The organism is Cupriavidus sp. 96C5-1, assembly GCF_057798855.1.
This window is the reverse complement of sequence record NZ_JBYOJU010000007.1, coordinates 199716-224725: the sequence shown is the minus strand read 5'-3', so window position 1 is coordinate 224725 and position 25010 is coordinate 199716. Positions and strand designations below refer to the sequence as shown.

The following is a 25010-nucleotide window of genomic DNA, read 5'->3' as shown; positions in this document are numbered from 1 at the left end:
TGGGTGCGCGACGTGCAGATCACCATCGCCGAGGAACTCGGCGTGGAAAAGCGCGGCGCCTTCTACGACGGTATCGGCGCGCTGCGCGACATGGTGCAGAACCACCTGCTGCAATTGCTGTGCATGGTGGCGATGGAGCCGCCCTCGAGCCTGTCCGAGGACGCCATCCGCGACGAGAAGCTGAAGATCCTCAAGGCGCTCAAGCCGATCGAACTGGGCGAGGTCGCCGAGAAGGTGGTGCGCGGGCAATACTGCCGCGGCGCCGCGGGCGGCGACGCGGTGCCGGGCTATGTGAACGAGGCGGCCATCCCGCCCGACAGCCAGACCGAGACCTTCGTCGCCATCAAGGCCGAGATCGCCAACTGGCGGTGGGCGGGGGTGCCGTTCTACCTGCGCACCGGCAAGCGCATGCAGTCGCGCGTGGCCGAGATCGTGATCCAGTTCCGCGACGTGCCGTATTCCCTGTTCCCACGCCCGCTCGACCACGAGCCTGGCAACCGGCTGGTGATCACGCTGCAGCCCGAGGAAAGCATCCGCCTGCATTTCCTGGTCAAGCAGCCGGGCGACACGCAGGCGCTGCAGCCCGCTTCGCTGGACCTGCAACGCATGCTGCCGCGCGGGCAGGGCGCACGGCATGAGCGCAAGACCGGTGCTTACGAGCGCCTGCTGCTCGATGTCATCCGCGGCCGGCTTGGCTTGTTCGTGCGGCGCGACGAGCAGGCCCAGGCCTGGCGCTGGGTCGCGCCCATCCAGCAAGCCTGGGAGCAGAGCAACTTCGCCCCCAAGCTGTACACCGCCGGCACCTGGGGCCCGGCTGCGTCGAGCGCGCTGCTGTCGCGCGATGGCGCGGTCTGGCACGAAGAGCTGTAAAGGCCGTCCGAAGCGCATTTGAAGCATAACGTTGCGCCGGTCCATGCCAGCGCGGCGGCGAGTACAGGAGTCGAACCGATGTCTCATTCCCCACCTTCCCTGCCTGCCTGGCAACGGCTGCAGGCGCATGCGCAAGGCATCCGCCATGCCCATCTGCGCGACTGGTTCGAAGGCCGGCAGGGCGAAGCCCGTGGTGCGGCATTCGTGCTGGAGGCCGCCGGCCTGACACTGGACTACGCCAAGAACCGCGTCACCGACACCACCATGGCGCTGCTGTTCGCGCTGGCCCGCGAGGCAGGCGTAGCCGCGCGGCGCGACGCGATGTACCGTGGCGAGGCGGTCAACACCACCGAGCGGCGCGCCGCGCTGCATATGGCGCTGCGCGCCTGGCCGGAGGATGGCTTCCATGCGCAGGGCGTGCCGGTGGCCGGCGAGGTGGCCGCGGTGCTGGCGCAGATGGAGCGCTTTGCCGACGCGGTGCGCGGCGGCGCGTGGCGCGGCTGGGACGGCCGCGTGATCACGGATGTGGTCAATATCGGCATCGGCGGCTCGGACCTGGGGCCGCGCATGGTTTGCCGCGCGCTTGCGCACCTGGACAGCGATGGGCCGCGCATGCATTTCGTCGCCAACGTGGACGGCAGCGATCTTGCCGCCGTGCTGCCGCGGCTGGATGCGGCCAGCACGCTGGTGGTGGTCTGCTCCAAGACCTTCACCACGCTCGAGACCATGGCCAATGCGCACACCGCGCGTACCTGGTTCCAGCGCCATGGCGTGCCGCAGGCGCAGCTGGCGCGCCATTTCGTCGCGGTCTCCACCAACCGGGAGGCGGTGGCTGCGTTCGGCATCGATCCCGCCAATATGTTTCCGTTCTGGGACTGGGTGGGCGGGCGCTTCTCGCTGTGGTCAGCGGTGGGGTTGTCGATCGCGCTGGCGGTCGGCTTCACGCGCTTCCGGCAACTGCTCGATGGAGCGCGCGCCATGGACCGGCATTTCGCCGAAGCGGACATCCCGCGCAACATGCCGGTGATCCTTGGCCTGCTCGACGTCTGGTACCGCAGCTTCCTCGGCACCGGCAGCCGCTGCGTGGCGCCGTACTGCGAGCCGCTGGAACTCCTGCCGGCCTTCCTGCAGCAACTCGAGATGGAGAGCAACGGCAAGTCCGTGCGGCTCGACGGCGGTGCGGCCGCGCAAGGCACCGCGCCGGTGGTATGGGGCACCACCGGCACCAACGGCCAGCACGCCTACTTCCAGATGGTGCATCAGGGCTCGCACTGGATGCCGGTGGACTTTATCGCCACGCTTGAACCGGTGCACCCGATGCCTGGCCACCACAGCAAGCTGCTCGCCAACTGCTTTGCCCAGGGCGAGGCGCTGCTGCGCGGCCGTACCGCGGAGGAGGTCAGGGCGCTGGGCGTGCAGGACGAGGCGCTGGTGCCGCACCTGGTGTTCGAGGGCAACCGCCCCAGCAACACGCTGTTGCTGGAGCGGCTGGACCCCTATCACCTCGGCGCACTGGTCGCGCTTTCGGAGCACCGCACCTTCGTGCAGGGGGTGCTGTGGCATATCAACTCCTTCGACCAGTGGGGCGTGGAGCTCGGCAAGCAATTGGCCGCGCCGATCGCCAGCGAGCTCGATGGCGGGCCGGTCCGGCAGCACGATGCGTCCACCGCGGGCCTGATCCGGCGCGCGCTGGCCGCCGCGTCGGCATGGCAAGGGTAAGGCGCGGCGCACGCCGACGCGCGAACACAACAGAGGATGCAATGACAACGACACCATGGCCCACGTATGTGGTCTTCGGCGAAGCGTTGACCGATATGGTTCACCAGGGCGGCAACGACTGGCTCGGCCTGCCCGGCGGCTCATGCTGGAACGTGGCCCGGGTGGGCGCGCGGCTGGGCGTGCCGACCGCCTTCGCCGGTGCGATCAGCCGCGACACGCTGGGCGACCAGCTGGCCCAGGCCAGCGCGGATGCAGGCCTGGACCTGCGTTTCCTGCAGCGCGCGGAACGCTCGCCGCTGCTGGCCTTTGTCGGCGCGCAGCATCCGCCACGGTATTTCTTCGTGGGTGACGACAGCGCCGATCTCTACTTCGATCCCGCCAGGCTGCCGGCGGGCTGGCGCCAGGCCGCGCGCACCGTGCATTTCGGCTCCCTGAGCCTGGCGCGCCAGCCGCTCGCCGCGCGCCTGTGCGAAGAAGCCACGCAGGCCGCGGCGGCGGGCCGGCGCATCGCCTTCGATCCCAATTTCCGTTCGCCCATGCGCGCGCCGGAGTACCAGGCCGTGTTTGCGCACATGGCCGGCCTGGCGGACTACATCAAGGTGTCGGACGAAGACCTGCGTGGCCTGTACCCGGCGCTGGACGAGCCCGCCGCGCTGGCCGCGCTGCGGGCGCTGGCGCCGCAAGCCCGCGTGCTGCTGACGCGCGGCGCGGCCGGCATGACGCTGTTGCACGGCGGCCAGGCGTGCGAGCAGCCGGTGTTTGCCGTCGATGTGGTCGACACCGTGGGCTGCGGCGATGCCGCCATGGGCGGCTGGATGGCTGGCTTGCTGCTGGATCCCGACGCGACGCTGGCGCGGCAGGCGCGCTGGGCGGCGGCGACAGCCGCCGTGGCCGCTACGCGCGCGGGCGCATACTCCCCCACCGTGGCGGAGGTGCGGGCGCTGCTGGAGCGGGCGGCGGTCGCGGCGTGAGGGGGCCGGCCGCGCTTGCGCACAAAAGAAAGAGCCCCGGAGCCTGGCTCCGGGGCTTTGGCGGGCGCAGGCTGGCATCAGGCCAGCCGGCACGGCATCACTGCTCCAGCTTGATGTTCTGCACCTTCACCAGGTTCTTCATCTTCTCGAATTCCTTCTTGATCTCGGCCGCGTGCTGCGCCGGGGTGTTGCCCGAAGGTTCGGCGCCGGCGGTGCGCAGGCGCTGCTGGAAGTCCTTGTCCTGCAGTGCCTTGACGGCGGCTTCGTTGAGCTTCCTGATGACGTCGTCGGGCGTGCCGGCCGGGGCTACCAGGCCGTACCAGGCCGGGTCGTTCGGCTCCTTCAGGCCCAGTTCGCCGAAGGTCGGCACGTTTGGCAGCGCGTCGATGCGCTTGTGCCACGCCACCACGATCGGGCGCAGCTTGCCGGCCTTGATATAGGGCATCGAGGAGGGCAGGTTGTCCACCATGATCGGCACCTGGCCGGCCAGCACGTCGTTCAGCGCCGGGCCCGCGCCGCGGTAGGGGATATGAACCATGAAGGTCTTGGTGGAGACCTTGAACTGCTCGCCCAGCATATGGCCAAAGGCGCAGGTGCCGGAGGTGGCGAACGAATACTTGCCCGGATTGGCCTTCAGCACGGCGAGGAATTCCTTGTAGTCCTTGGCCGGGAAGTTCGGGTTGACCGCGATCACGTTGGCCACGTTGGCCAGGTTGGTGATCGGCTTGAAGTCCTTGATGGGGTCGTACGACAGCTTGGGATTGCAGGCCGGGTTGACCGCCATCGTGGACACCGTGGAGATGCCGATGGTGTAGCCGTCCGGGGCGGCCTTGGCGATGGCATCGGCGCCGATCGAGCCGCCCCCGCCGGCGCGGTTTTCCACCACCACGGGCTGGCCCAGGATGCGGCTCATCTGGTCGGCAGCGCCGCGGCCCACGATATCGGTGGTGCCGCCGGGCGCGAACGGGATGATCAGCCGGATCGGCTTGCTCGGGAAATTGTCCGCCTGGGCTACGGAGGCGGCGGCTGCCAGGCTCAGGGCCAGGGCGATTTTGCTTGTCTGCATGAGATCGTGTCTCCCGTCAAAAGAGCGGGCGGGGATGTCCCGCCCGAAGTAAAGAACGCCGGCCGGGCCCCCGATGTGACGGGCGGCCTGGCCGGCGGCGTGAGTCCTGGCGGGCAGGCCGCGCGGGCCGTCCCGGGGTCAACCGCCCAGCAGTCCGCGCTTGAGATCCCGGTCGACCGGGTGGTCGCCCAGGAAAATGCGCAGCACCGCCTGGTAGAAGTCCTCGCCCGGGATCGGCTTGCCGCGCGGCGTGCCGTTGATGGCGACCACGGTGCCGCCATCGGGCGAAAAATCGAAATTGATCACGTCGCCCTTGCGGGCGGTACCCATCTGCTCCATGGTCTGTTCGAGCTGGAGCAGGCGGTCGGACAGTCTCAGGAACTGGGCCTCGCTGTGGTTTTCGCGAATCCCCTCGTTCAGGGCCTTGATAAACGCGTCGGACGCCACTTCGCGCAATGGCCGGATCTGCAGGCGCTTGGGCCCGTGGTCGCCCAGCACCACCGTGGCATTGCGGGCCTTTTCCGGCAGGTAGAGCGCGGCCACATAGCCCTTGATGATGAACATCGAGCGCAGGCCCGTGCCATTCAGTTGCAATTCCTTGCCGCCGACCCGGGTGGCATCGTCGATACGCATGCCCTCGATTTCGCTGGCGCGCGCGGAGCCCGGCGGCATGGCCATGAGCGCGCTCACGCAGAGGGTGAGTGCGAGCTGGCTGGCGCGGCGGCGCAGCGGGGCGCGCGCAAACGGGGTACGACGGGCAAACATGAAGGGTAGACGGTACGACGGAACGTGCGATGTTCGATGATTTCTGAAACAATACCAATCGGTATCTGCCCTAGTCTGCACTCCGTAGGGGCAAAGCCGGTTGTCCGCACTCGCCTGCCGGCGGGAGACAAGCGCAGCCCCAAGGCGCGGCGGTCATCTGAATACATAGAATAAACAGAACGAGACGATGTCTTCTGCCCTCCTGCTGGTGCCGGATTTCAGCCTGATCCTGATAGGCTGGCTGCTGGTGCGCTACACGCCGTTCGACCGTGCCTTCTGGTCAGGCGTGGAACGCCTGGTCTATTTCGTGCTGTTTCCCGCGCTGTTGCTGCAATCCACCAATAGTGCCAGGTTCGATTTCTCTTCCACTTCGGCGATGCTCGGCCTGGCGCTGCTGACCACGGCGTTCGGCATGGTCGGCGGCTACGCCGTCAAATGGGCGTTGCGGCCGGCTCCGCTGGATTTCGCCTCGGGCCTGCAAACCGCGTTCCGCTTCAATTCCTACATCGGGCTGGCGCTGGCCTCGCGCCTGGGCGGCAGCGAGGGACTCGCGATGATGGCGGTGATCGTCGGCTGCACGGTGCCGCTGTGCAACGTGGCGGCGGTATGGGCGCTGGCCCGTCACGGCGAAACCCGGCTGTGGCGCGAGCTGGCGCGCAATCCGCTGATCCTGGCCACTGCCGGCGGCTTGCTGACCAACCTGATCGGCCTGCATCCGCCCGAGGTGCTGGGCATGACGCTGGCCCGGCTGGGTTCCGCGTCCACCGCGCTGGGCCTGATGACGGTCGGCGCGGGCCTGCAGATGAGCGGCGCCACCGGCGCGGCGGGGCCGGTGGCATGGTGGAGCGGCGTGAAGCTGCTGGCCATGCCCTGCTTTGCCTGGGCGGTGGGGCGGCTGTTGCCGCTGACCGAACTGCAGTCGCAGATCGTCGTGCTGTTCGCCTCGCTGCCGACCGCGTCGAGCGCTTACATCCTGGCGGTGCGCATGGGCGGCAACGGGCCGATGGTGGCGGCCACCATTTCGGTGATGACCGTGGCGGCCATCGTCACCACGCCGTTCTGGCTGGCGCTGGTCAGCTAGCGGGGGCCGGTTTGGCGGCATCGGGTGCGCCGTCCTGCGCCAGCGCCCAGTCGATATGCTCGCGTACCAGCGGGCTGGCCCCGGCCTGGCGCGCGCCAAGCGCCGCGCGGATGCGGGCGGCGAGCGCCGTGTCGCCGCCGGCGCAGGCGGCGCGCAGGCTGTTGCCCAGGCCCACGGCCAGGTTGCGCAGCCAGCGTTCATGGCCGATGCGGCGGATCGGGCTGCCTTCCAGCCGCTGATTGAATTCCGCCTCCGTCCAGCCGAACAGCGCAGCCATGTCGGGCGCGTCGAAGCCGTTGCGCACATCGAAGTCGGGCAGCGTGGCGCGGTGGGCGAACTTGTTCCAGGGGCAGGCCAGCTGGCAGTCGTCGCAGCCGTACACGCGGTTGCCCATCGGCGCGCGCAGTGCCTCGGGGATGGCGCCCTTGTGCTCGATGGTCAGGTAGGAGATGCAGCGGCGCGCATCGATCCGGTACGGCTCCAGGATGGCCTGGGTCGGGCAGATATCGATGCAGCGGCGGCAATTGCCGCAATGGCCCGGCTCGGGCGCGTCGGCGGGAAAGGGCACATCGACCAGGATTTCGCCGAGGAAGAACATCGAGCCGCCTTCGCGGTCGAGCAGCAGCGTATGCTTGCCGCGCCAGCCGAGCCCGCCCTGGGCGGCCAGCGCCACCTCCATCACCGGTGCCGAGTCGGTAAAGACGCGGTAGCCGAACGGGCCGATGGCGGCTTCGATGCGGCTGGCAAGCTGCTGCAGGCGGTTGCGCAGCACCTTGTGGTAGTCGCGGCCACGGGCATAGAGCGAAATCATCGCGGTGGCGGGGTCGTCGAGCCGCGCGAACTCGTGGGCTCGCCAGTCATCCGGGCCCGCCGCCGGCAGGTAAGGCATGCGCGCCACGATGGCGCGCACCGTGCCGGGCACCAGTTCGGCGGGGCGGGCACGCCGTACGCCATGGTTCGCCATATAATCCATGTCGCCGTGGTAGCCCTGCGCCAGCCACGCCATCAATCCTGCCTCTGCCCGGCTGAGATCGACTTCGGCGATGCTGACCGCGTCGAAGCCTAGCTCCGCGCCCCAGGCCCGGATCGAGCGCGCCAGTGCCGCCAGCCCGGCGGCATCCGTGCCCGGACGTGCAAGGGGAGGGTCAAGGCGAGGCGCACCCTGCGGGGCGGCGCCGCAGGCAGGAGGGGGCGAGGCGGTTGGCGCCTGGGCTGCTCGGTCGATCATTCCCGAATTGTACGCAATGCCCCTGCTCGAAGAACGCACATTGAACCTGCCCGACGAAGCGGCCACCGCCAGGCTTGGCGCCGCCCTGGCCGGCGTCGTGCGCAACCTGCCGCCCCGGACGGTGCACCTGCAGCTCTCGGGCGACCTCGGTGCCGGCAAGACCACGCTGTCGCGCGCGATCCTGCGCGCGCTCGGCCACGCCGGCAAGGTGCGCAGCCCTACCTACACGCTGTGCGAGCCCTATTCGGTCACGCGCGCGGACGGTTCGCCGCTGACCGCCTATCACTTCGACCTGTACCGTTTCGCCGATCCGGAGGAGTGGGTCGATGCCGGTTTCCGCGATTGTTTTGCCGAGCCCGCTTTCAATCTGGTCGAATGGCCGGAGAAAGCCGGGCACCTGCTTGGGGAACCGGACCTTCACCTGTTGCTCCAATCGGACACAAGCGACGCCGACGATGCTGCTGAACGCCGAATCGTTACGCTTCGTGCCTATACTCAGACTGGACTTACCCTGCTTTGCGCATGCTGATCAAGCGACTCGCCACCGACCGACCCGACCAAATCCAGCTGGCCCGCCGCAAATGGCTGGGGCAGTGCCTCAAGGCCGGCGCCGGCACCGTGGTGCTCACGCTGGCGGGACCGCAAATCGCCTTTGGCGCCGGCATCGTCGCGGTACGGGTCTGGCCCGCCGAGGAATACACCCGCGTCACCATCGAATCCGATGAGCCGCTGGCCGCCGTCCACCAGATGGTCCACGGCCCCGACCGGCTGGTGGTGGACATCGATGGCCTCGACCTCTCGCCCACCTTGCGCGAGCTGGTGGCCAAGATCACCTCGAACGACCCCTATATCCAGACCGTGCGCGTGGGCCAGAACCGCCCGCGCGTGGTGCGGCTGGTGTTCGACCTGAAGGAAGACGTCTCGCCGCAGGTGTTCACGCTGGCGCCGATCGGCAGCTACCGCAACCGCCTGGTATTCGACCTTTACCCGGTCAACCCGCCCGACCCGCTGTGGAAGCTGGTGCGCGATACCGAGGACAAGCAGCGCCGCTTTGCCGCTGCCCCGGCGCCGGCCGGTGCCGACGGCGTGTCCGGCGCGCCCGCCACGGGCGAGGAAGACGCCATCGGCGCGCTGGTGCGCAAGTTCGAAGACAAGGGCCCCAATCCAGTGCCGGCCTTGCCGCCGATGGCCGCCACCCGGCCCAGGCCGCCGGCGCCTTCGGCCACGCCGCCCCTGGCGCAGAACAATCCGCCGCCGGCCCTGCCGGCCAACAACCCGCCGTCGGACCGTCCCTTCAAGATGCGCCGCCTGCTGACCGTGGCGATCGATCCCGGCCATGGCGGCGAGGATCCCGGCGCCACCGGCGCAGCCGGCTCGCGCGAGAAAGACGTGGTGCTGCAGATCGCGCAGCGGCTGCGTGCCAAGATCGATGCCCAGCCCAATATGCGGGCCATGATGACGCGCGACGCGGATTTCTTCGTGCCGCTCAATGTGCGCGTGCAGAAGGCACGCCGCGTGCAGGCGGACCTGTTCGTGTCGATCCACGCCGATGCCTTCCTGTCGCCGGAAGCCAAGGGCGCCTCGGTCTTCGCGCTGTCCGAGCGCGGCGCATCGAGCAGCGCGGCGCGCTGGATGGCCAACAAGGAAAACGCTTCCGACCTGATCGGCGGCGCCAATATGGGCAACAAGGATGCGCAGGTGGCGCGCGTACTGCTGGACCTCTCCACCACCGCGCAGATCAACGACAGCCTGCAGGTGGGCAAGGCGGTGCTGGCGGAGATCGGCGGCGTCAACCGGCTGCACAAGGGCAGCGTGGAACAGGCCGGCTTCGCCGTGCTGAAGGCGCCGGATATTCCGTCCATCCTGGTCGAGACCGCGTTCATCAGCAATCCGGAAGAGGAGCGCAAGCTCAACGACGAATCCCACCAGGACCAGCTGGCCAACGCCATCCTGCGCGGCATCAGGAACTACTTCGCGCGCAATCCGCCGCTGTCGAAGAATCCGTCGGTGTAGGCGGCGCGGGGAAAACAGAACGGCCGGCATTTTGCCGGCCGTTTTCATGCTGTGCTAGCGTGGCATCACGCTTGTGCGCGTGCCGTGGCGCCGCCGGGCAGCGCGTCGCGGCTGGCGTAGCGCGAGGCGATCACCGAGCACACGATCAGCTGCAACTGGTGGTAGACCATCAGCGGCAGCACCAGCAGGCCCAGCGCCGGATGGCCGGCGAACAGGATCTTGGCCATCGGGATGCCATTGGCCAGGCTCTTCTTGGAGCCGCAGAACACCGCGGTGATCTCGTCTTCCACCGAGAAGCCCATGCGGCGCGCGGCGAAGGTGGTGGTGGCCAGGATCACCAGCAGCAGCACGGCCGCCAGTACCATCACGGCGCCGATGGTCTCCCAGCTGTACTTGTGCCACAGCCCGGCCGCGGTCGCATCGCAGAAAGAGGAATAAACGATCAGCACGATCACGCCGCGGTCGATCTTGTTGGTGATCTGCTTCTTCCCGGCCAGCCAGCTGCCGATCAGCGGGCGGGCCAGCTGGCCCAGCGCGAACGGCAGCAGCAATTGCAGCGCAACGCCGGTCAGGGCCTTGCCCAGCGGCATCGAAGCGCCGCTGGCGCTGATGACCAGGCCGATCAGCAGCGGCGTCACCGCCATGCCGATCAGGCCGGAGATGGTGGCGTTGAAGATGGCGCCGGGCACATTGCCGCGCGCCATCGAGGTCATCGCCACCGATGAGGACACCGTCGAGGGCAGGGCGCACAGGTAGAACACGCCCAGCAGCAGTTCGGCCGGCAGGACCTTGCGCAGGCCGAACATCAGCGCCAGCCCGACCACCGGGAAGACGATATAGGTGAAGCTCTGGACGAAGGTATGCAGGCGCCAGTGGCGCGCGCCGGCCACCAGCTTGTCGCGCGACAGCGCGGCGCCGTGCAGGAAGAAGACCAGCGCTACGCCCAGGTTGGTGACCATGCCCAGGTGCAGCGGCCCGTCGCCGGCGCCGATTTCGGGCGCCAGCAGCGCGATGCCGATGGCGGCGAGCATGATCAATACGAACCCGTCGATCAGGTCGTAGATTTTCTTGAACGGTGAGAGGATGGCGGACATGAGGGCGAGCCTGGATGCGGATTTTGCCTAGTATTGGACTGCACCGAAGCCTAGAATGCAAATTCATTTATCGCATCCATTCATTTCCTAAACGCATGAATTACACCCTGCGCCAGTTGCGTGTTTTCCTGGCCGTGGTCGGGCATGGCAGCTTCAGCCGCGCGGCGGATGCCGTTGGCCTGACGCAGCCCGCGGTCAGCCGTGGCGTGGCAGAGCTTGAAGAAGCACTTGGCGTACGTCTGCTCGACCGCACCACGCGGGAAGTGGTGGTGACCGAAGCGGGCCAGGCGCTGGCGCCGGCGATCGAGCGCCTGCTCGGCCAGCTGGACGACACGCTGGAGGAAACGCGCCAGCTCGGCGAACGCTATCGCGGGCGCGTGGTGATCGCCAGCGCCCCCACGATTTCCGCGCGCCTGATGCCGCTCTATGTTGCCGCCTGCGCGCGTCAGTATCCGGACATCCGGCTCACCGTGCGCGACAACGTGCAGGCGGACGGGCTGGAGCAGATCCGCGCCGGGGCGGTGGATTTCGGCGTGCTGATCGACCCGCTGGCGCACGAGGGCCTGACCATCGTGCCGCTGGCCACCGATCCTTTTTGTTTTGTGTGCCGGCGGGATCACCCTTTGGCCGGCACCGGCCCGGTGCCCTGGTCCGCGCTGGATGGGATGCCGCTAGTGTTGCTGGATCTTGCCTCCGGCAGCCGGCCGCTGATCGATCGCATCTTCGCTAGTCACGGCGTGTCGCCCAGCGTGGTGCAGTCGCTGGGGCATTCGGCCAGTGTGTTCGGCATGGTCGAGGCCGGCATCGGCGCCTCGGTGCTGCCTTCGTTTTCGCTGCCGCTCCCGGCGGCGTCGCCGCTGGTCTGGCGGCCGTTGATACCGCGCGAAGAGCGCCGCATCGTCATGGTGTGCCGGGAAGACCGCTCCTTGTCGCCTTCGGCTGCGGCAGTCTGGCAGATGGTGCGGGGCTTGCCGCTGCCGGCCGAGCCGGCCATGCCGTAAGCCGCCGCCGCCGGGCTCAGGTGCGCGTTGCCGTCAGCATCAGTGCTTCCAGCGCAAAGCTGCCGTCGTCCTTGACCAGGTAGTGGTCGCGTACTTCGGCCGGCGCCACCTGCCACAGGTGCTGGATGGCGGCCACCGCCACTGCCGGCGTACGCATGCGCTGGACCCAGCTGGCAAATTCGATTTCGATGCGCCAGACCGGCGAGACGCTCGCGCTGAAACCCGCCGTCTCCAGCATGGCTTGCCATTCCGGTCCGGTGTAATCACGGATATGGGAAGGGTCGCGCAGCAGTTCCACCGATTGCAGCCAGGTGTCGAGCAGCGGGTCCTGCGCGCCCGCGATATCGATCAGCACGATCTTGCCGCCCGGCTTGAGCACACGGTGCATCTCCTCCAGCGCCGCCGGCACGTTGCGCCAGTGGTGGGCGCTCATGCGCGAGATCACGGCATCGAAGCTGGCATCGTCGAAGGGCAGCGATTCCGCCGCACCCTGGCGGGTGCGGATATTGACCAGACCCTTGGCGCGCGCCGCCGTCTCCACCACCGACAGCATTTCCGCCGACAGATCGTAAGCCGTCACTTCGGCCGCAACGCCTGCGGCGGCAAAGCTGGCGTGGCCGGCGCCGCAACCGAGGTCGAGCACCCGTGCCGCGGGCAGGGCGGCCAGTTCCTGCGCAAGCTGCTGCAGGTCGGCGCCCTGGGCATGGACGGCGCTGGTGAGGTAGGCGCTGGCAGTGGCGCCGAACTGGGCGGCAACGAGTTCTTGCTGTTGCATGAGGCTCTCCTGGCGGCGAGAGGCCGCTGGTGAATTCTAGTGAATGAAATAGTAGGGTTCGCGGGACCACCTGCGGGGCCCGGGGACTTGCCCGCGGGACGGGTTCGACGTACTGTAGCAGGCTGTTTTCCCGGTACAAGTCAGGGATTTATCCTGGTATAAAACGCACTAGTTTCGACACCCGCCTGCCCTCATGCGCGACCACGCCCTTCCATCCGAACCACCCGCTTCGCCGCTTGCGTCGCCCGGCACCGCTAACCCGCGCGAGCTGGCGCGCGAAGCCGTGCTCGGCCGTTTCCTGCGCGCGCACCGCGAGCGCCTGGCGCCGGCCGAAGTCGGACTGGCGCCGGGGCGCCGGCGCCGCACGCCGGGTTTGCGGCGCGAGGAACTGGCGCAACTGGCTGGTCTCAGCGCTACCTGGGTCACGTGGCTGGAGCAGGGCAGGCCGGTGGCGCTGTCGGCGCGCGCGCTGGCCAGCCTCGCCGGCGCCCTGCGGCTGTCGCGCGCCGAGCGGGCCTACCTCTTCGAGCTGGCGGGCCGGCGCGACCCCATGCAGGCGCAGGACGGACACGTACCTGCCACGGTCATGGCCAGCGTGGAGGCCATCAAAGGCCCGGCCTACCTGCTGGACCGGCAGTGGAACGCGCTGGCATGGAATGCGGCTGCCGCCGGGCTGTTCGTGGGCTGGCTGGATCCCGCCAGCGGCGAGCGCAACCTGCTGCGCAGCATGTTCCTGTCGCAGCCGTTGCAGGCGCTGGTGGAAGACTGGCCGCACCGGGCGGCACGCCTGGTGGCGGAATTCCGCGCCCACAGTATCCGCCATGCCGAAGACCCGCCGACGCGGGCGCTGGTGGAGGGCCTGCTTGCCGAGAGCCCGGCGTTTCGCGCCGACTGGCTCTCGCAGGATGTGGAGGAGCGGCAGGGTGGCCGCCGCGGCTTTCGCCATCCGCTGCACGGGCTGCTGCATTTCGAGCAGCTCACGCTGGTACCGGCTGCCGCGCCGGGACTGACGCTGGTGATGCTGATGCCGGCCTGAGGACTGGCCGGCGGGAGCGCGTCAGGGGGGCCTTACTTCGGCTGCATGCGGATGGCGCCGTCGAGGCGGATCACCTCGCCGTTGAGCATGGTGTTGCCGATGATGGCGGCGACCATCTTCGCGTACTCGGCGGGCCGGCCAAGGCGCGACGGGAACGGCACCATCTTGCCAAGTGCGTCCTGCACCTCTTGCGGCATGCCCAGCAGCATCGGAGTTTCGAAAATGCCCGGCGCGATCGTCATGCAGCGCACGCCGTCGCGCGCCAGGTCGCGGGCGATGGCCAGGGTCATGGCAACCACGCCGCCCTTGGACGCCGCGTAGGCCGCCTGCCCGATCTGGCCGTCGAAGGCCGCCACCGAGGCCGTATTGATGATCACGCCGCGCTCGCCCTCGGCATCGGGTGCGTTCTGCACCATGGCCGCGGCGGCGAGCCGGATCATGTTGAAGGTGCCGATCAGGTTGACACGGATGGTCTTGTCGAAGGCGTCGAGCGGGTGCGGGCCATTCTTGCCGACGGTCTTGCTGGCGGTGGCGATGCCCGCGCAGTTCACCAGTCCGGCCAGGCGGCCCAGCGCGGTGGCGGCGGCCACGACCGCCTGGCCGTCCGCCTCGGCGCTGACGTCGCAGCGGACGAAGCGCCCGCCCAGTTCCTCGGCCAGCGCATGGCCAGCGGTCTCGTTGAGATCGGCGATCACCACCTTGCCGCCGGCTGCGGCCAGCATGCGGGCACTGCCCTCGCCGAGCCCGGATGCGCCACCGGTGACGATGAATACGTTGTCGCGGATTTCCATGTTGTCTTCCTCGCTTGCGTTTGTGGTTCTTGCGTTGTTGCCGCCGCAGCTACCGCTATTGCCGCCATCGCTGCCGCCGCTGTCGTGAACGGGATGTTGGCATAACGTTTACGTAAACGTCAATCCGCGCGGCTGCAAAATTCTCCGGTGCCGGAAAACAAAAAGCGACCCGCAGGTCGCTTTTTTGTGTGCTGCAAGCCCTGCGGCTCGCGCGGCTTACTTCAGTGCGTCGAAGACGCGCGCGGTGATATCGTCCACGCTGCCAACGCCCGCGATCTTGCGGTACTGCGGCGGCGCAACCTTGGCCGAGGCGTCGCCTTCCGCGGCCCAACCGGAGTAGTAGTCCACCAGCGGACGGGTCTGCTGGGAATACACATCCAGGCGTTTCTTGACGGTTTCTTCCTTGTCGTCGTCGCGCTGGATCAGCGTTTCGCCGGTTTCGTCGTCCAGGCCTTCGGTCTTCGGCGGGTTGTACTTGACGTGATAGGTACGGCCCGATGCCACATGCACGCGGCGGCCGCTCATGCGTTCGATGATGGCGTCGAACGGCACGTCGATCTCCAGTACGTAGTCGATCGCCACGCCGGCTTCCTTCATGGCCTCGGCCTGCGGAATGGTGCGCGGGAAGCCGTCGAACAGGTAGCCATTCTTGCAGTCGGCGTCTTTCAGGCGGTCCTTGACCAGGCCGATGATGATGTCGTCCGACACCAGCCCGCCCGCGTCCATCACCTTCTTGGCGGCCACGCCGAGCGGCGTGCCTGCCTTGACCGCTGCGCGCAGCATGTCGCCGGTGGAGATTTGCGGGATGCCGAACTTCTCGCAGATGAACTTGGCTTGCGTGCCTTTGCCGGCGCCAGGTGCGCCCAACAGGATCAAACGCATTACGGGTCCTCAGAGTTTTGAATCTGGTATGGCGGGAGAATGGAAGGAGGGTAACGCCGAAACTTGACGCGAGGCTTACCGCGCCGTAGTGACGGCGCGCCCCGGATCGGAGTCTGGTCTGTTGACGGTCGGCACGCCTAAGCCACTGCCGCTGGCGGCGGGCGGGTACCGAACGGGCTCACTTTTCATCTCCCCACCGAGCCTTGGCCGGGCGCCCGGGCGTCCGACGGCTCTGTATCGTCGAGCATTATGCCATGATGCAGCGCGATTTCGGCTTGCCGCTGCGCTGACATCTGTCATGACTTATGTCCCTGCCTGTGCCGGAAGCGCTACCCGGCACAGCCGTGCCGGGGTGATGTCAGGGCCCTTCCTGCGCCATGGCCTGCGCCCACAACGCGCGTACCCGATCCAGGTCCGCTTGCGTATCGACGCCCGGCGCGGGAGCGGCGGCCGTCTCCAGCACGCCGATCCGCTCGCCATGCCACATCGCGCGCAATTGCTCCAGCGCCTCGGTCTGCTCCAGCGGGGCAGCCGCCAGCGTCGGGAAACGGCGCAGGAAGGCGGCGCGGTAGGCGTACAAGCCGATGTGGCGCAACACCGGCATGGGCGGCAATGCGACCTGGGCGGTGGCGGCCGCGGCGGCGGGCACGCCGGCCCAGGCGTCGCGCGCCCAGGGGATCGGCGCGCGGGAGAAATACAGTGCGCGCCCGGCGGCGTCGCACACCACCTTCACCACATTGGGATTGAACACCTCGGCGATATCGCCGATCGGATGGGCGGCGGTGGCAATGGCGCAGTCGGCATGGCGCGCCAGGTGCAGCGCTACCTCGTCGATCAGGCCTGGTTCGATCAACGGCTCGTCGCCCTGCACATTGACGACGATGGCATCGTCGGGCAAGGCCAGCAGCGTGGCCACCTCGGCCAGGCGGTCGGTGCCGGAGGGATGGTCGGCGCGCGTGAGCACGGCCTCGATGCCATGTGCCGCGCAGGCCGACGCCACTTCCGGCGCATCGGTGGCGACCACCGTGCGCTGTGCGGACGAGGCGTGGGCCCGCTCGGCAACGCGCACGATCATGGGTTTGCCGCCGATATCGGCCAGCGGCTTGTTGGGCAGCCGGGTCGAGGCCAGGCGCGCGGGGATGACGACGGTAAAGGCGGGCAGCGACATGATGCGTACCGCTTATTCCGGCGTGATCAGCCGGCCCGCCACGGTCTGGCGCGCTTCATCGGCGAGCATGATGGGAATGCCGTCGCGGATCGGATAGGCCAGCTTGTCGGTATGGCAGATCAGTTCCTGGGCGGCGCGGTCGTGTTCCAGCTTGCCCTTGCACAGCGGGCAGACCAGGATTTCAAGCAGCCGGTTGTCCATCTTGCGTTTCCTTGATGTGGCCGGCGGCGGCCGCGGCGCCCGCCGCGCCGGGCGCGGATCGGGCATGCGCGGCGACCGCGCGGCGAATTTTTTCGATCAGGCCCGCGTCGATCACGGGCGTGGTGGGGACGACCCAGATCCGCGGGTCCAGCGGGTCACTGAGGCGCTCGCATTTTACGGCATCCTTCTCGGTGATCAGGATGGCGTCGGCGGCGCGCGCCACGGGATCGCCGGCGAAGGGGTCTTCGGCGAAGTCGTAATGGTCCGGTAGCGGCATGGTGTCGGGCGCGAGTCCCACCGCGCGCAGGCTGGCGAAGAAGCGCTCGGGGTTGCCGATGCCGGCGGCGGCCAGCACGCGCTGCCCGGCGAAGGCGGATACGGGCTTTGCCATGGTCGGGTCGGCCAGTTGCCAGGCCTCGTCCAGTACCAGGCGCATGCCATACACGTCGGGCTGGCCCGGGTTGGCGCGGAAGTCCGGGTCATTGATCAGCGTCGCGTCGCGCCGGCGCGAGAGCGGTTCGCGCAGCGGACCCGCCGGCAGCAGGAAGCCATTGCCTCCCATGCGCGAATCGAACATCACGATCTCGAAGTCGCGTTGCAGCCGGTAGTGCTGCAAGCCATCGTCGAGCAGCAGCACATTGACGCCCGGGTGCGATACCAGCATGGTCTGGGCGCACAGCGCGCGGTCGGGAAAGACCCAGACCGGCACGTCGGCCGCGCGTGCGATCAGCAGCGGTTCGTCGCCGACATCGCTGGCCTTGGAGGTGGGCTTGACCCGGCGCGGATGCTTGAGCTTGACGCCATAGCCACGCGAGACCACGCCCGGGCGCAGGCCGGCTTCGGCCAGGGCATGGGCCAGCGCGATCACCGCCGGGGTCTTGCCGGTGCCACCCACGGTCACATTGCCGACCACCACCACCGGCATGGGCAAGCGTGTCGAGCGGTACCAGCCACGCTGGTACGCCAGGCGCCGCCAGCCGCTGACCAGGCCGAATACCCACGACAGGGGCAGCAGCAGCCAGGCGAACCAGCCGCGGCGCTGCCACTGGGCGGTCACGAAGTCGGCGAGGGCATGACGGGGAGCGGGCATGGGCGAGGTTGGCTGGGCTGGGCGGTAAGGTTGCGTTGGGAATGGCTGGGGGCGAGCCGGAGATAGCGTGACGGCCGCGCGGCGGGGCACCGACGGCCTGCCATCCGTTCATTATGGGCATCTTGCGGCGCCCGCTGCAAGTCGCGGCGAGCCGTGCAAGGATAGCGCGCGGATGGGTCGCGCCCCGCTCAGCGAGCCTGCGTGCTTTGCGTGGCGAAGGTCAGGCGCGGCAGCCCGGCCAGGCGGGCGGCTTCCATCACATTGATCACGGACTGGTGCGTGGCTTGTGCATCGGCGTTCACGATCAGCACCGGCGGCTGGCTGCCGGCGTGGCCGGCCACCTCGCGCAGCCGCACGGCCAGGCTGGTCACGTCCTGCTGCTCCATGACCTGCTTGTTGACCGAGTAAACCCCCTTGGCGGACACCGACACCACGATCTCGCCCGGGCGTTGCTGCGCCTTCTCGGCGTCGGCGGTCGGCAACTGGATCTGCAGCTCGGTATAGCGCGAATACGTGGTCGTGATCATCAGGAAGATCAGGATCACGAGCAGGACGTCGATCAACGGGATGAGGTTGATCTCCGGTTCTTCACGCCGCTGGCGGGATCGGAATTGCATGGCGGGTCAGGCGCGGCGCTGCGGCAGGATGGCGTCCAGGAAGGCAGTGGCGCGGAATTCCAGCTCCGCCACGTAATCGTCCACGCGGCGGCGGAAGTAACGCCAGAAGATCAGTGCCGGAATCGCGATGATCAGGCCGAAGGCAGTGTTATAGAGCGCCACGGAAATGCCGTGGGCCAGCTGTTCCGGGTTGGCGCCTGCGCCGCCCTGGCTGCCGAAGATCTCGATCATGCCGATCACGGTGCCCAGGAGCCCCATCAGCGGCGCCACCGAGGCGATCGTGCCGAGGGCGTTCAGGTAGCGTTCGAGCTCGTGCGCCACGGCGCGGCCGGCTTCTTCCACCACTTCCTTGGCGGCATCGCGCGAGGTCTGCGGCTGCAGCGCCACATGGCGCAGGCTGGCGGCCAGCACGCGGCCCAGCGGGGAATTCTGCTCCAGCGTATTGACCACCTCCGGCGTGGCACGGCGCTGCTGCGCCACCGACAGGGCTTCGTCATAGAGCTTGGGCGGCAGCACCTTGCTGCGCTTGAGGCTCGTGAAGCGTTCGACGATCAGCGCCAGGGCGATGACCGAGGCCAGCAACAAGGGCCAGATCGGCCAGCCGGCCGCTTGAATGATGGAAAACACGTGAAACCCCGATTCGACGGCTTGTCTGCATGCCAGCAGCGGCGGCCGTGCGCGCGCTGGCCATGTTTGAAAAAATCAGGCGCCACTCTAACCCGCAGCACCGGGCGCGGCAAGACGCAAGCCCCAGGTGTGTCCGCCGCGCATCGGTACCCGGCCACGCCTTTTTGCCCCGATCTGGCGGGATGTCCACATGGAACAGGGACAGTGCTGTGGATGAAGTGTGGACAGACGCCTGGCAAAGGGATCAAGTCATTGATTTTGAATGGTAATTTTCATTGCGCTTAAAAAATGGGCAGTCCGGGAGTGATGCGGACAGCTTCCGCTCGGGCGCAAACCGGTAGATTCCGGCCCCCGTGATGTCCACATTAAAACAGGACAGTGCTGTGGAGTGGTTGTGGACAGGCCTCTGGAATGCGTGCTAAGTCGTTGATTTGTAATGGTGATATTGGCTCTGCTCAAATAATGTGCAGAATGGGCCAGATGGGCCTTGCAAGCGCTTTCCGGGCCGCGCGGGCGATGAATTTCAGCAATGTCTCCCGCTTTCCACATTCCGCCGGGACAGTCTTGTGGACGGGTTGTGGACAACTGGCTGAGAAGAGAGCTAAGTCATTGATTGGACAACGATGGATTACCCCTGCCTAAAAAGCGGGCAGGGAACGCATTTCGCCCGTTTGCCCGCGGTTTGCGGCCGCCGCCCGGCCGGGTTGAACCCGGAGGTGGCCGGGGAGGCGTTCACCTCTCTTTTCTCAGCCTTTTGCACTGTCGCTCGGTGGCGCGGCGAAGTCATCCACAGGTTGGGCGTTCCGCCCCAGGTTGTCCAGAGTTCCTGTGGATAACTTTGTGAACAAGCCGGGGGCGCGTCCGGTAAGTCGTTGACGCATAAGGGGTTTGCTTACATTGCCTAAAAAATAAGACAGCGGAAAGGGCATAAGAATCAAAGGCTTGTATTCATTCATGCGGCATTGCGGGTTGACCGGCCCGTCGGGGCCAAGAGGCTTGACAGACGGGTTATGCTGTGGACATGTCCATTTCACGCCGCTTGCGCGGCCGTGCTCCATGTCAGAACCGCTGAATTTTTCGCGTGAATCCCAGTCTGTGGCGCCATCCGGAACGCGCGAGGCGATCCCGGTGGGCGAACTCAATCACGCCATTTCCCAGGTGCTGGAACGCAGCTTCCCGCTGACCTGGGTCCGTGGCGAGATCTCCAATTTCACCCGTGCCGCCAGTGGTCACTGGTATTTCTCCCTGAAGGATGCGCGCGCCCAGATCCGCTGCGTGATGTTCCGCGGCCGTAACCAGCATGTCGACTTCGCGCCGCGCGAGGGCGAGGCGGTCGAGGTCCGGGCGCTGGTGTCGATGTACGAAGCGCGCGGCGAACTGCAACTGGGCGTGGAGGCCATGCGCCGCGCTGGCCTGGGGAACCTGTACGAGGCCTTCCTGCGCCTGAAGGAAAAGCTGGCCCAGGCCGGCCTGTTCGCGCCCGAGCGCAAGCGTCCGGTGCCCGCCCATGCGCGCGCCATCGGCGTGGTCACTTCCCTGCAGGCCGCGGCTCTGCGTGACGTGCTCAGCACCTTGCGCCGGCGTGCGCCGCACGTGCCGGTGGTGGTTTACCCGGTACCCGTCCAGGGCGCAGGCGCCGCGGCCAGGATCGCCGCGATGATCGATACCGCCAGCGAGCGCAACGAGTGCGATGTGCTGATCCTGTGCCGCGGCGGTGGCAGCATCGAGGACCTGTGGTCGTTCAACGAGGAGAGCGTGGCGCAGGCGATCGCGCGTTGCGCCGTACCCGTGGTATCCGGGGTCGGCCATGAGACCGACTTCACCATCGCCGATTTCGTCGCCGACGTGCGTGCGCCCACGCCTACCGGCGCGGCCGAACTGGTCAGCCCGGACCGGGCGCATATGCTGCTGCAGGCGGGCCGCGCGCGCGACGCGCTGGCCCAGTGCATGCAGCGCCAGCTCGACCGGTACGCGCAGAACGTCGACTGGCTGGCCCGCCGGCTGCGCAGCCCGCAGGCGCAGTTGCAGGAGCGCCGCCTGCAGGTCGACAACCTGATGCGGCACCTGCGTTCCGCGCTGCGCGATACCGTGGCCGCCCAGCGTCACCGGCAGCAGGTGCTGGCAATGCGCTGGGCGGCCGGACGCCCCGACCTGGCGCTGGCCCAGGCCGAGCTGCGCCGCACTGCGCTGCGCCTGCGCGACGCCACGCAGCGCCAGCACGAGCGTGCCAGCCAGCGCTGGCAGCGTGCCGCCGGATCCCTCGAACTGCTGGCGCCGCAGCGCACCCTGGAGCGGGGCTACGCCGTGCTGCTGGACCAGCGCGGACGCGCCCTGCGCTCGCCGGCCGAACTGCGCGTGGGGTCCGTGATCGAGGTCCACCTGGCCGAGGGCGTGGCCGACGCCGGCATTGCCAGCGTGCAGCCGCGGCTGGCGGAGCTGTAAGCGCTGCTGGCGCCGGCGGCTTGCCCGCAGCGCTCGCATATCGATCAAACTAATATGATCGAGGGGGCTTTATTTCCCGCGTTTGCACGGGTCTGGCAAGTCCCCTACAATCGACAATTCCTGATCTTCAACCCCACAGACAGAGACAGAACAATGGAACATACTCTCCCCCCGCTGCCCTACGCTCACGATGCGCTCGCTCCGCACATCTCCAAGGAGACCCTGGAGTTCCATCATGACAAGCATCACCAGACCTACGTCACCAACCTGAACAACCTGATCAAGGGCACCGAGTTCGAAAACTCGACGCTCGAAGAAATCGTCAAGAAGTCCTCCGGCGGCATCTTCAACAACGCCGCGCAGGTGTGGAACCACACTTTCTACTGGGATTCGCTGAAGCCCAACGGCGGTGGCCAGCCGACCGGCGCACTGGCCGATGCCATCAACGCCAAGTGGGGCTCCTTCGACAAGTTCAAGGAAGAGTTCACCAAGACCGCTGTCGGCACCTTCGGTTCGGGCTGGGCCTGGCTGGTGAAGAAGGCCGATGGTTCGCTGGACCTGGTCTCGACCTCCAACGCCGCCACCCCGCTGACCACCGACGCCAAGCCGCTGCTGACCTGCGACGTGTGGGAACATGCCTACTACATCGACTACCGCAATGCCCGTCCGAAGTATGTCGAGGCATTCTGGAATGTGGTGAACTGGGACTTCGCCGGCAAGAACTTCGCAGCCTGAATTCGCGCTGCCGGGGAGAATCAAGGCTCGAACAAACATTAAAGTTTGAAACGGCCGGTCTTTCCAGATAGAAAAGCTTTAAAACAAAAAGGGCCTTGAGGCCCTTTTTGTTTTTTGTGCTGGATCGCTTGGGTTTGCGTAGCTGCACCAAGGCTTTCCGTCCCGGATGGGCGTCGCCCGGTGCTGACGACTTCGGCGAAGCCGGATGAGGGCTGGATGCCTCTCCCGCTTGTCCATCCTGTCAACTGCCCATTGCTTCCTTAGAGATGCCCGCCATCGGTGAACGCATCGCGCCGGTCCGTGACCCGTGCACCATCCGTGAAGACGTCGAACTTCGATGACTTGGCGCCATCGGTAAAGACGTCGAACTTCGATGATTTCGCGCCGTCGGTGTAGACATCGAACTTCGTTGCTTTCCCTCCATCGGTATAGACATCGCGCGGCGCCAGCGTGTTGGCGCCATCCGAGTAAACATCCCGCGTGCCGTTGCCGGCATAAGCCACTGCTGCGCCGAGTGCGGCCCCTGTCATCGCGAGCAGTGCAATTTTCTTCAGCATTTTCCACCTCCTTTATTCAGGTGGTTATTGGTTCCCCCGGGCCAGTAAAAGACTGGATTGAGTATAGGTTTGCAGGGCTGGCTTGTGCGCCGCAAAAACAATACTTTCGTTATTAGGCTTATGACTTTCGGATATTTTCCATGGGGCTCGGGTGGCCGTCCCGGCAGCCGGATGTCCATCGGCGTCGGCCAGGCCACGGTGATCGGCCACTCGACGGGCGGCATGCTGGCGATGCGCTATGCGCTGATGTACCCGCAGCAGACGGCGCAGCTCGCGCTGGTCAACCCGATCGGTCTGGAGGACTGGAAGGCGAAGGGCGTGCCTTCGCTGTCCGTCGATCAGTGGTACGCGCGGGAACTGGCTACCAGCGCCGACAAGATTCGCAGCTACGAGCGGGCAACCTACTATGTCGGCACCTGGCGCCCCGAGTACGAGCGCTGGGTGCAGATGCTGGCCGGGCTGAACCGGGGCCCGGGCAAGCCGCAGGTCGCATGGAACTCGGCGCTGATCTACGACATGATCTTTACGCAGCCCGTGGTGTATGAGCTGGGCGCGCTGAAGACGCCGACCTTGCTGCTGATCGGCGACAAGGACATCACGGCGATCGCCAAGGATGCCGCACCGCCCGAGGTGCGTGCCAGGGTCGGCAACTATGCCGTGCTGGGGAAGCTGACCGCGAAGACGCTGCCTGACGCGAAGCTGGTCGAGTTTCCCGAGCTTGGGCATGCTCCCCAGATCCAGGATCCGCAGGCTTTTCACAAGGCATTGCTGGACGGCCTGGCAGCATTGCCGGCGGGCCGCTGACAGCCGCCGGCGGCGTTGGAGGATAGCCGGGGCCAGGGCTTGCCGGCGCCGGCCATGCTCCGGGCACGCTTCGCCATTCCCCGGCAGGCAAGGCGCTGGTGCTACCATTCGCGCTGCTTGCCGTGCCAGGCATGAGGCCTGGCCGCATAAACCGACTTTTTTGCAGGGGAATCTTGATGGATCCGACCGTAGTGATCAGCACCTTCGAGCGCATTGCCACCGACGAGACCGTCGAACTGTCGGTGGACGACGCCGTGGCCGGCCTGGCCGCGCTGCTTGCCAGCGAGACGTTTTCCGACGCGGCGCGTGCGCTGCTGGAGAAGGTGGGCGCCACGCTCTACCGCGTGGGGCTGGATGGCAACTACGAGGACTGAGCGCCGCGCGGGCGGCGTCTCGCCTCAATGCACTCACTCAATAAACGGGTGCCTCGCCCTCGGGGCGATGCTTGAAGCGGCGATGCACCCAGTAGTATTGCTCTGGCATCGCACGGACCTGCGTTTCCAGGAACGCGTTCATGCGCAGCGCGTCGGCCTTCTCGTCGCCGGAGGGATAGCCCGCCAGCGCGTCGAAAATCTTCAGCTTGTAGCCGCGGTAGCCTGGCAGGACCGAGGTGGTGAACGGCACCACGCGCGCACCGCTGAGCGCGGCCAGGCGCGACACCGAGGTCAGCGTGCAGGCCTGCACGTTGAAGAACGGGACGAACACGGAATCGCGCAAGCCAAAGTCCATGTCGGCGGCAAGCATCAGCGGCGTGCCAGCCTTGAGCGCGCGCAGCGCCTGCCGCACGCTGCCGTTGCGGGCGATCATCTCGGTGCCGAACCTGCCGCGTTGTTGCCTGGCGAGTTGTTCGAGCAAGGGGTTCGACATCTTTGAGTAAAGCGAAGCCACCGGATGCCTGATCGAATAGAACATGCAGCCGGCTTCGATCGCCACGAAGTGGAATCCCAGGAAAATGGTGGGGCCGGCATCGGCCTTGCCGAGTTCGATGGCGCTATCCAGTTCCACCAGCCGGTTCAGCTTGCCGGCGTCGCCGAACCATTGCACGCCGCGCTCCAGATAGCTACGTATGACATGGCTGAAGTGCGCTTCGCCCAACGCATGCCTGTGCGCTTCGCTCTTCTCGGGAAAGCACAGCCGCAGATTGGTCTGCACGATGCGGCGGCGCTTGCTGGGGATGCGATAGAGCAGGGCGCCCATGCCCATGCCGATGCGTGCGCACAGGCTGTACGGCAGGGCAGCGAGCAAGCGCAGCAGGCTGGTGGTGAAGAGTAGACCGATGCGCTGCATCATCCGGTTCCTGAAAGAGTTGCTGCCTGGGCGCTTCGCATCACCGTCACCATGTGCGCCGGCGAAAGTGCGTGCGGCGCGGTCTCATGGACGAGGTGCGGCAGCCGATGGCGATGGTGGCGTGGATCGCGGGACAATCCCGTGCGCGCGCTGGCTGGCGCGCGCGCATCGGCTGGCTTGCTGGGAGTGG

Annotated in this window: 26 protein-coding genes and 1 pseudogene; 12 read left to right on the top strand and 15 right to left on the bottom strand. The window is 67.2% G+C overall.

The annotated features are described in order from the left end of the window. From AC3FOF_RS11830 to AC3FOF_RS11820, 3 genes are all read left to right on the top strand, one after another. Positions 1 to 870, top strand: an 870-nt coding sequence (locus tag AC3FOF_RS11830; RefSeq protein WP_488726661.1) for a glucose-6-phosphate dehydrogenase (NADP(+)), incomplete at its 5' end; no start/stop codon positions are given. A gap of 78 nt (positions 871 to 948) precedes the next feature. Beyond that, complete coding sequence (pgi, locus tag AC3FOF_RS11825) at positions 949 to 2589, top strand: glucose-6-phosphate isomerase (RefSeq protein ID WP_488726660.1); 1641 nt, start codon at positions 949 to 951, stop codon at positions 2587 to 2589. A 41-nt stretch (positions 2590 to 2630) separates the two neighbouring features. Continuing rightward, a complete protein-coding gene (locus AC3FOF_RS11820; protein WP_488726659.1) occupies positions 2631 to 3560 on the top strand; it encodes a carbohydrate kinase family protein in 930 nt (309 codons plus the stop codon). A 97-nt stretch (positions 3561 to 3657) separates the two neighbouring features. Here the strand turns inward: AC3FOF_RS11820 and AC3FOF_RS11815 are convergent, their stop codons facing one another. Together AC3FOF_RS11815 and AC3FOF_RS11810 are read right to left on the bottom strand one after the other, a co-directional pair. Then, positions 3658 to 4626 (bottom strand): tripartite tricarboxylate transporter substrate binding protein BugE, encoded by a 969-nt coding sequence (locus tag AC3FOF_RS11815; protein ID WP_276267509.1) that lies wholly within the window; start codon positions 4624 to 4626, stop codon positions 3658 to 3660. 138 nt (positions 4627 to 4764) lie between these two features. Further along, positions 4765 to 5391, bottom strand: coding sequence for a chalcone isomerase family protein (locus tag AC3FOF_RS11810; RefSeq protein ID WP_017225209.1), 627 nt, complete (start codon positions 5389 to 5391; stop codon positions 4765 to 4767). Between the two features lie 187 nt (positions 5392 to 5578). Between AC3FOF_RS11810 and AC3FOF_RS11805 the strand changes: the two genes are divergently transcribed. Continuing rightward, positions 5579 to 6472, top strand: a complete 894-nt coding sequence (locus tag AC3FOF_RS11805) for an AEC family transporter (RefSeq protein WP_276267510.1) — start codon at positions 5579 to 5581, stop codon at positions 6470 to 6472. Here AC3FOF_RS11805 and queG read toward each other — a convergent pair. Continuing rightward, the gene (gene queG, locus AC3FOF_RS11800; RefSeq protein WP_488726658.1) at positions 6465 to 7700 is read right to left on the bottom strand and encodes a tRNA epoxyqueuosine(34) reductase QueG; all 1236 of its coding nucleotides are present in this window, start codon (positions 7698 to 7700) and stop codon (positions 6465 to 6467) included. The genes AC3FOF_RS11805 and queG overlap by 8 nt on opposite strands. Before the next feature lie 16 nt (positions 7701 to 7716). Here queG and tsaE point away from each other — a divergent pair, with 16 nt between their 5' ends. Both tsaE and AC3FOF_RS11790 read left to right on the top strand, forming a co-directional pair. Next, positions 7717 to 8229: a tRNA (adenosine(37)-N6)-threonylcarbamoyltransferase complex ATPase subunit type 1 TsaE gene (gene tsaE / locus AC3FOF_RS11795; protein WP_488726657.1), complete on the top strand. Its 513-nt coding sequence runs from the start codon at positions 7717 to 7719 to the stop codon at positions 8227 to 8229. After that, a complete protein-coding gene (locus AC3FOF_RS11790; RefSeq protein ID WP_276266688.1) occupies positions 8223 to 9713 on the top strand; it encodes an N-acetylmuramoyl-L-alanine amidase in 1491 nt (496 codons plus the stop codon). The genes tsaE and AC3FOF_RS11790 overlap by 7 nt, the downstream gene beginning before the upstream one ends. Positions 9714 to 9778: 65 nt before the next feature. Here AC3FOF_RS11790 and AC3FOF_RS11785 read toward each other — a convergent pair whose 3' ends face one another. After that, positions 9779 to 10807: a bile acid:sodium symporter family protein gene (locus tag AC3FOF_RS11785; RefSeq protein ID WP_017226387.1), complete on the bottom strand. Its 1029-nt coding sequence runs from the start codon at positions 10805 to 10807 to the stop codon at positions 9779 to 9781. A gap of 95 nt (positions 10808 to 10902) precedes the next feature. Here AC3FOF_RS11785 and AC3FOF_RS11780 point away from each other — a divergent pair, with 95 nt between their 5' ends. Continuing rightward, positions 10903 to 11808: a LysR family transcriptional regulator gene (locus AC3FOF_RS11780; RefSeq protein ID WP_017226386.1), complete on the top strand. Its 906-nt coding sequence runs from the start codon at positions 10903 to 10905 to the stop codon at positions 11806 to 11808. 16 nt (positions 11809 to 11824) lie between these two features. On the opposite strand, the gene AC3FOF_RS11775 is transcribed toward AC3FOF_RS11780, so the two are convergent. Further along, entirely contained in the window at positions 11825 to 12583 is a 759-nt protein-coding gene (locus tag AC3FOF_RS11775; RefSeq protein ID WP_488726656.1) for a class I SAM-dependent methyltransferase, read from the bottom strand. A 193-nt stretch (positions 12584 to 12776) separates the two neighbouring features. Between AC3FOF_RS11775 and AC3FOF_RS11770 the strand changes: the two genes are divergently transcribed. After that, positions 12777 to 13619 (top strand): helix-turn-helix transcriptional regulator, encoded by an 843-nt coding sequence (locus tag AC3FOF_RS11770; RefSeq protein ID WP_276266692.1) that lies wholly within the window; start codon positions 12777 to 12779, stop codon positions 13617 to 13619. Positions 13620 to 13651: 32 nt separating this feature from the next. Here AC3FOF_RS11770 and AC3FOF_RS11765 read toward each other — a convergent pair whose 3' ends face one another. The 8 genes from AC3FOF_RS11765 to AC3FOF_RS11730 form a co-directional block, all read right to left on the bottom strand. Continuing rightward, positions 13652 to 14410 (bottom strand): 3-hydroxyacyl-CoA dehydrogenase, encoded by a 759-nt coding sequence (locus AC3FOF_RS11765; RefSeq protein WP_276266693.1) that lies wholly within the window; start codon positions 14408 to 14410, stop codon positions 13652 to 13654. A gap of 216 nt (positions 14411 to 14626) precedes the next feature. Further along, on the bottom strand, positions 14627 to 15292 hold the full coding sequence (gene adk, locus AC3FOF_RS11760; protein ID WP_017231383.1) for an adenylate kinase: 666 nt from the start codon (positions 15290 to 15292) through the stop codon (positions 14627 to 14629). A gap of 358 nt (positions 15293 to 15650) precedes the next feature. Then, positions 15651 to 16460, bottom strand: a complete 810-nt coding sequence (gene kdsB, locus AC3FOF_RS11755) for a 3-deoxy-manno-octulosonate cytidylyltransferase (protein WP_276266694.1) — start codon at positions 16458 to 16460, stop codon at positions 15651 to 15653. Between the two features lie 12 nt (positions 16461 to 16472). Beyond that, on the bottom strand, positions 16473 to 16661 hold the full coding sequence (locus AC3FOF_RS11750) for a Trm112 family protein (protein WP_276266695.1): 189 nt from the start codon (positions 16659 to 16661) through the stop codon (positions 16473 to 16475). Next, the gene (gene lpxK / locus AC3FOF_RS11745) at positions 16642 to 17751 is read right to left on the bottom strand and encodes a tetraacyldisaccharide 4'-kinase (RefSeq protein ID WP_276266696.1); all 1110 of its coding nucleotides are present in this window, start codon (positions 17749 to 17751) and stop codon (positions 16642 to 16644) included. The genes AC3FOF_RS11750 and lpxK overlap by 20 nt, the downstream gene beginning before the upstream one ends. A gap of 188 nt (positions 17752 to 17939) precedes the next feature. After that, positions 17940 to 18368 carry an ExbD/TolR family protein gene (locus AC3FOF_RS11740; RefSeq protein ID WP_488726655.1) on the bottom strand — a complete coding sequence of 143 codons (429 nt, stop codon included), beginning with the start codon at positions 18366 to 18368 and terminating at the stop codon, positions 17940 to 17942. 6 nt (positions 18369 to 18374) lie between these two features. Continuing rightward, positions 18375 to 18995 carry a MotA/TolQ/ExbB proton channel family protein gene (locus tag AC3FOF_RS11735; RefSeq protein ID WP_017224055.1) on the bottom strand — a complete coding sequence of 207 codons (621 nt, stop codon included), beginning with the start codon at positions 18993 to 18995 and terminating at the stop codon, positions 18375 to 18377. Positions 18996 to 19741: 746 nt separating this feature from the next. Continuing rightward, the gene (locus AC3FOF_RS11730) at positions 19742 to 20137 is read right to left on the bottom strand and encodes a hypothetical protein (protein ID WP_276266727.1); all 396 of its coding nucleotides are present in this window, start codon (positions 20135 to 20137) and stop codon (positions 19742 to 19744) included. Here AC3FOF_RS11730 and xseA point away from each other — a divergent pair. Both xseA and sodB read left to right on the top strand, forming a co-directional pair. Further along, entirely contained in the window at positions 20052 to 21437 is a 1386-nt protein-coding gene (gene xseA, locus AC3FOF_RS11725; protein ID WP_488726654.1) for an exodeoxyribonuclease VII large subunit, read from the top strand. The genes AC3FOF_RS11730 and xseA overlap by 86 nt on opposite strands. Before the next feature lie 153 nt (positions 21438 to 21590). Next, positions 21591 to 22172, top strand: coding sequence for a superoxide dismutase [Fe] (gene sodB, locus AC3FOF_RS11720; RefSeq protein WP_017227741.1), 582 nt, complete (start codon positions 21591 to 21593; stop codon positions 22170 to 22172). 260 nt (positions 22173 to 22432) lie between these two features. On the opposite strand, the gene AC3FOF_RS11715 is transcribed toward sodB, so the two are convergent. After that, positions 22433 to 22729 (bottom strand): hypothetical protein, encoded by a 297-nt coding sequence (locus AC3FOF_RS11715; RefSeq protein ID WP_017227742.1) that lies wholly within the window; start codon positions 22727 to 22729, stop codon positions 22433 to 22435. Positions 22730 to 22903: 174 nt separating this feature from the next. Between AC3FOF_RS11715 and AC3FOF_RS11710 the strand changes: the two are divergent. Both AC3FOF_RS11710 and AC3FOF_RS11705 read left to right on the top strand, forming a co-directional pair. Continuing rightward, positions 22904 to 23533: pseudogene (locus AC3FOF_RS11710) on the top strand (alpha/beta fold hydrolase); the annotation flags it as partial. 176 nt (positions 23534 to 23709) lie between these two features. Beyond that, the gene (locus AC3FOF_RS11705) at positions 23710 to 23907 is read left to right on the top strand and encodes a hypothetical protein (protein WP_017227744.1); all 198 of its coding nucleotides are present in this window, start codon (positions 23710 to 23712) and stop codon (positions 23905 to 23907) included. 37 nt (positions 23908 to 23944) lie between these two features. Here AC3FOF_RS11705 and AC3FOF_RS11700 read toward each other — a convergent pair whose 3' ends face one another. Further along, complete coding sequence (locus tag AC3FOF_RS11700) at positions 23945 to 24823, bottom strand: lipid A biosynthesis lauroyl acyltransferase (protein WP_017227745.1); 879 nt, start codon at positions 24821 to 24823, stop codon at positions 23945 to 23947. Between the last annotated feature and the right edge of the window lie 187 nt (positions 24824 to 25010).

Coding starts and splice junctions, on each gene's coding strand:
- pgi (WP_488726660.1), top strand. CDS start 949: ATGTCTCATTCCCCACCTTCCCTGCCTGCCTGGCAACGGCTGCAGGCG.
- AC3FOF_RS11820 (WP_488726659.1), top strand. CDS start 2,631: ATGACAACGACACCATGGCCCACGTATGTGGTCTTCGGCGAAGCGTTG.
- AC3FOF_RS11815 (WP_276267509.1), bottom strand. CDS start 4,626: ATGCAGACAAGCAAAATCGCCCTGGCCCTGAGCCTGGCAGCCGCCGCC.
- AC3FOF_RS11810 (WP_017225209.1), bottom strand. CDS start 5,391: ATGTTTGCCCGTCGTACCCCGTTTGCGCGCGCCCCGCTGCGCCGCCGC.
- AC3FOF_RS11805 (WP_276267510.1), top strand. CDS start 5,579: ATGTCTTCTGCCCTCCTGCTGGTGCCGGATTTCAGCCTGATCCTGATA.
- queG (WP_488726658.1), bottom strand. CDS start 7,700: ATGATCGACCGAGCAGCCCAGGCGCCAACCGCCTCGCCCCCTCCTGCC.
- tsaE (WP_488726657.1), top strand. CDS start 7,717: ATGCCCCTGCTCGAAGAACGCACATTGAACCTGCCCGACGAAGCGGCC.
- AC3FOF_RS11790 (WP_276266688.1), top strand. CDS start 8,223: ATGCTGATCAAGCGACTCGCCACCGACCGACCCGACCAAATCCAGCTG.
- AC3FOF_RS11785 (WP_017226387.1), bottom strand. CDS start 10,807: ATGTCCGCCATCCTCTCACCGTTCAAGAAAATCTACGACCTGATCGAC.
- AC3FOF_RS11780 (WP_017226386.1), top strand. CDS start 10,903: ATGAATTACACCCTGCGCCAGTTGCGTGTTTTCCTGGCCGTGGTCGGG.
- AC3FOF_RS11775 (WP_488726656.1), bottom strand. CDS start 12,583: ATGCAACAGCAAGAACTCGTTGCCGCCCAGTTCGGCGCCACTGCCAGC.
- AC3FOF_RS11770 (WP_276266692.1), top strand. CDS start 12,777: ATGCGCGACCACGCCCTTCCATCCGAACCACCCGCTTCGCCGCTTGCG.
- AC3FOF_RS11765 (WP_276266693.1), bottom strand. CDS start 14,410: ATGGAAATCCGCGACAACGTATTCATCGTCACCGGTGGCGCATCCGGG.
- adk (WP_017231383.1), bottom strand. CDS start 15,292: ATGCGTTTGATCCTGTTGGGCGCACCTGGCGCCGGCAAAGGCACGCAA.
- kdsB (WP_276266694.1), bottom strand. CDS start 16,460: ATGTCGCTGCCCGCCTTTACCGTCGTCATCCCCGCGCGCCTGGCCTCG.
- AC3FOF_RS11750 (WP_276266695.1), bottom strand. CDS start 16,661: ATGGACAACCGGCTGCTTGAAATCCTGGTCTGCCCGCTGTGCAAGGGC.
- lpxK (WP_276266696.1), bottom strand. CDS start 17,751: ATGCCCGCTCCCCGTCATGCCCTCGCCGACTTCGTGACCGCCCAGTGG.
- AC3FOF_RS11740 (WP_488726655.1), bottom strand. CDS start 18,368: ATGCAATTCCGATCCCGCCAGCGGCGTGAAGAACCGGAGATCAACCTC.
- xseA (WP_488726654.1), top strand. CDS start 20,052: ATGTCAGAACCGCTGAATTTTTCGCGTGAATCCCAGTCTGTGGCGCCA.
- sodB (WP_017227741.1), top strand. CDS start 21,591: ATGGAACATACTCTCCCCCCGCTGCCCTACGCTCACGATGCGCTCGCT.
- AC3FOF_RS11715 (WP_017227742.1), bottom strand. CDS start 22,729: ATGCTGAAGAAAATTGCACTGCTCGCGATGACAGGGGCCGCACTCGGC.
- AC3FOF_RS11705 (WP_017227744.1), top strand. CDS start 23,710: ATGGATCCGACCGTAGTGATCAGCACCTTCGAGCGCATTGCCACCGAC.
- AC3FOF_RS11700 (WP_017227745.1), bottom strand. CDS start 24,823: ATGATGCAGCGCATCGGTCTACTCTTCACCACCAGCCTGCTGCGCTTG.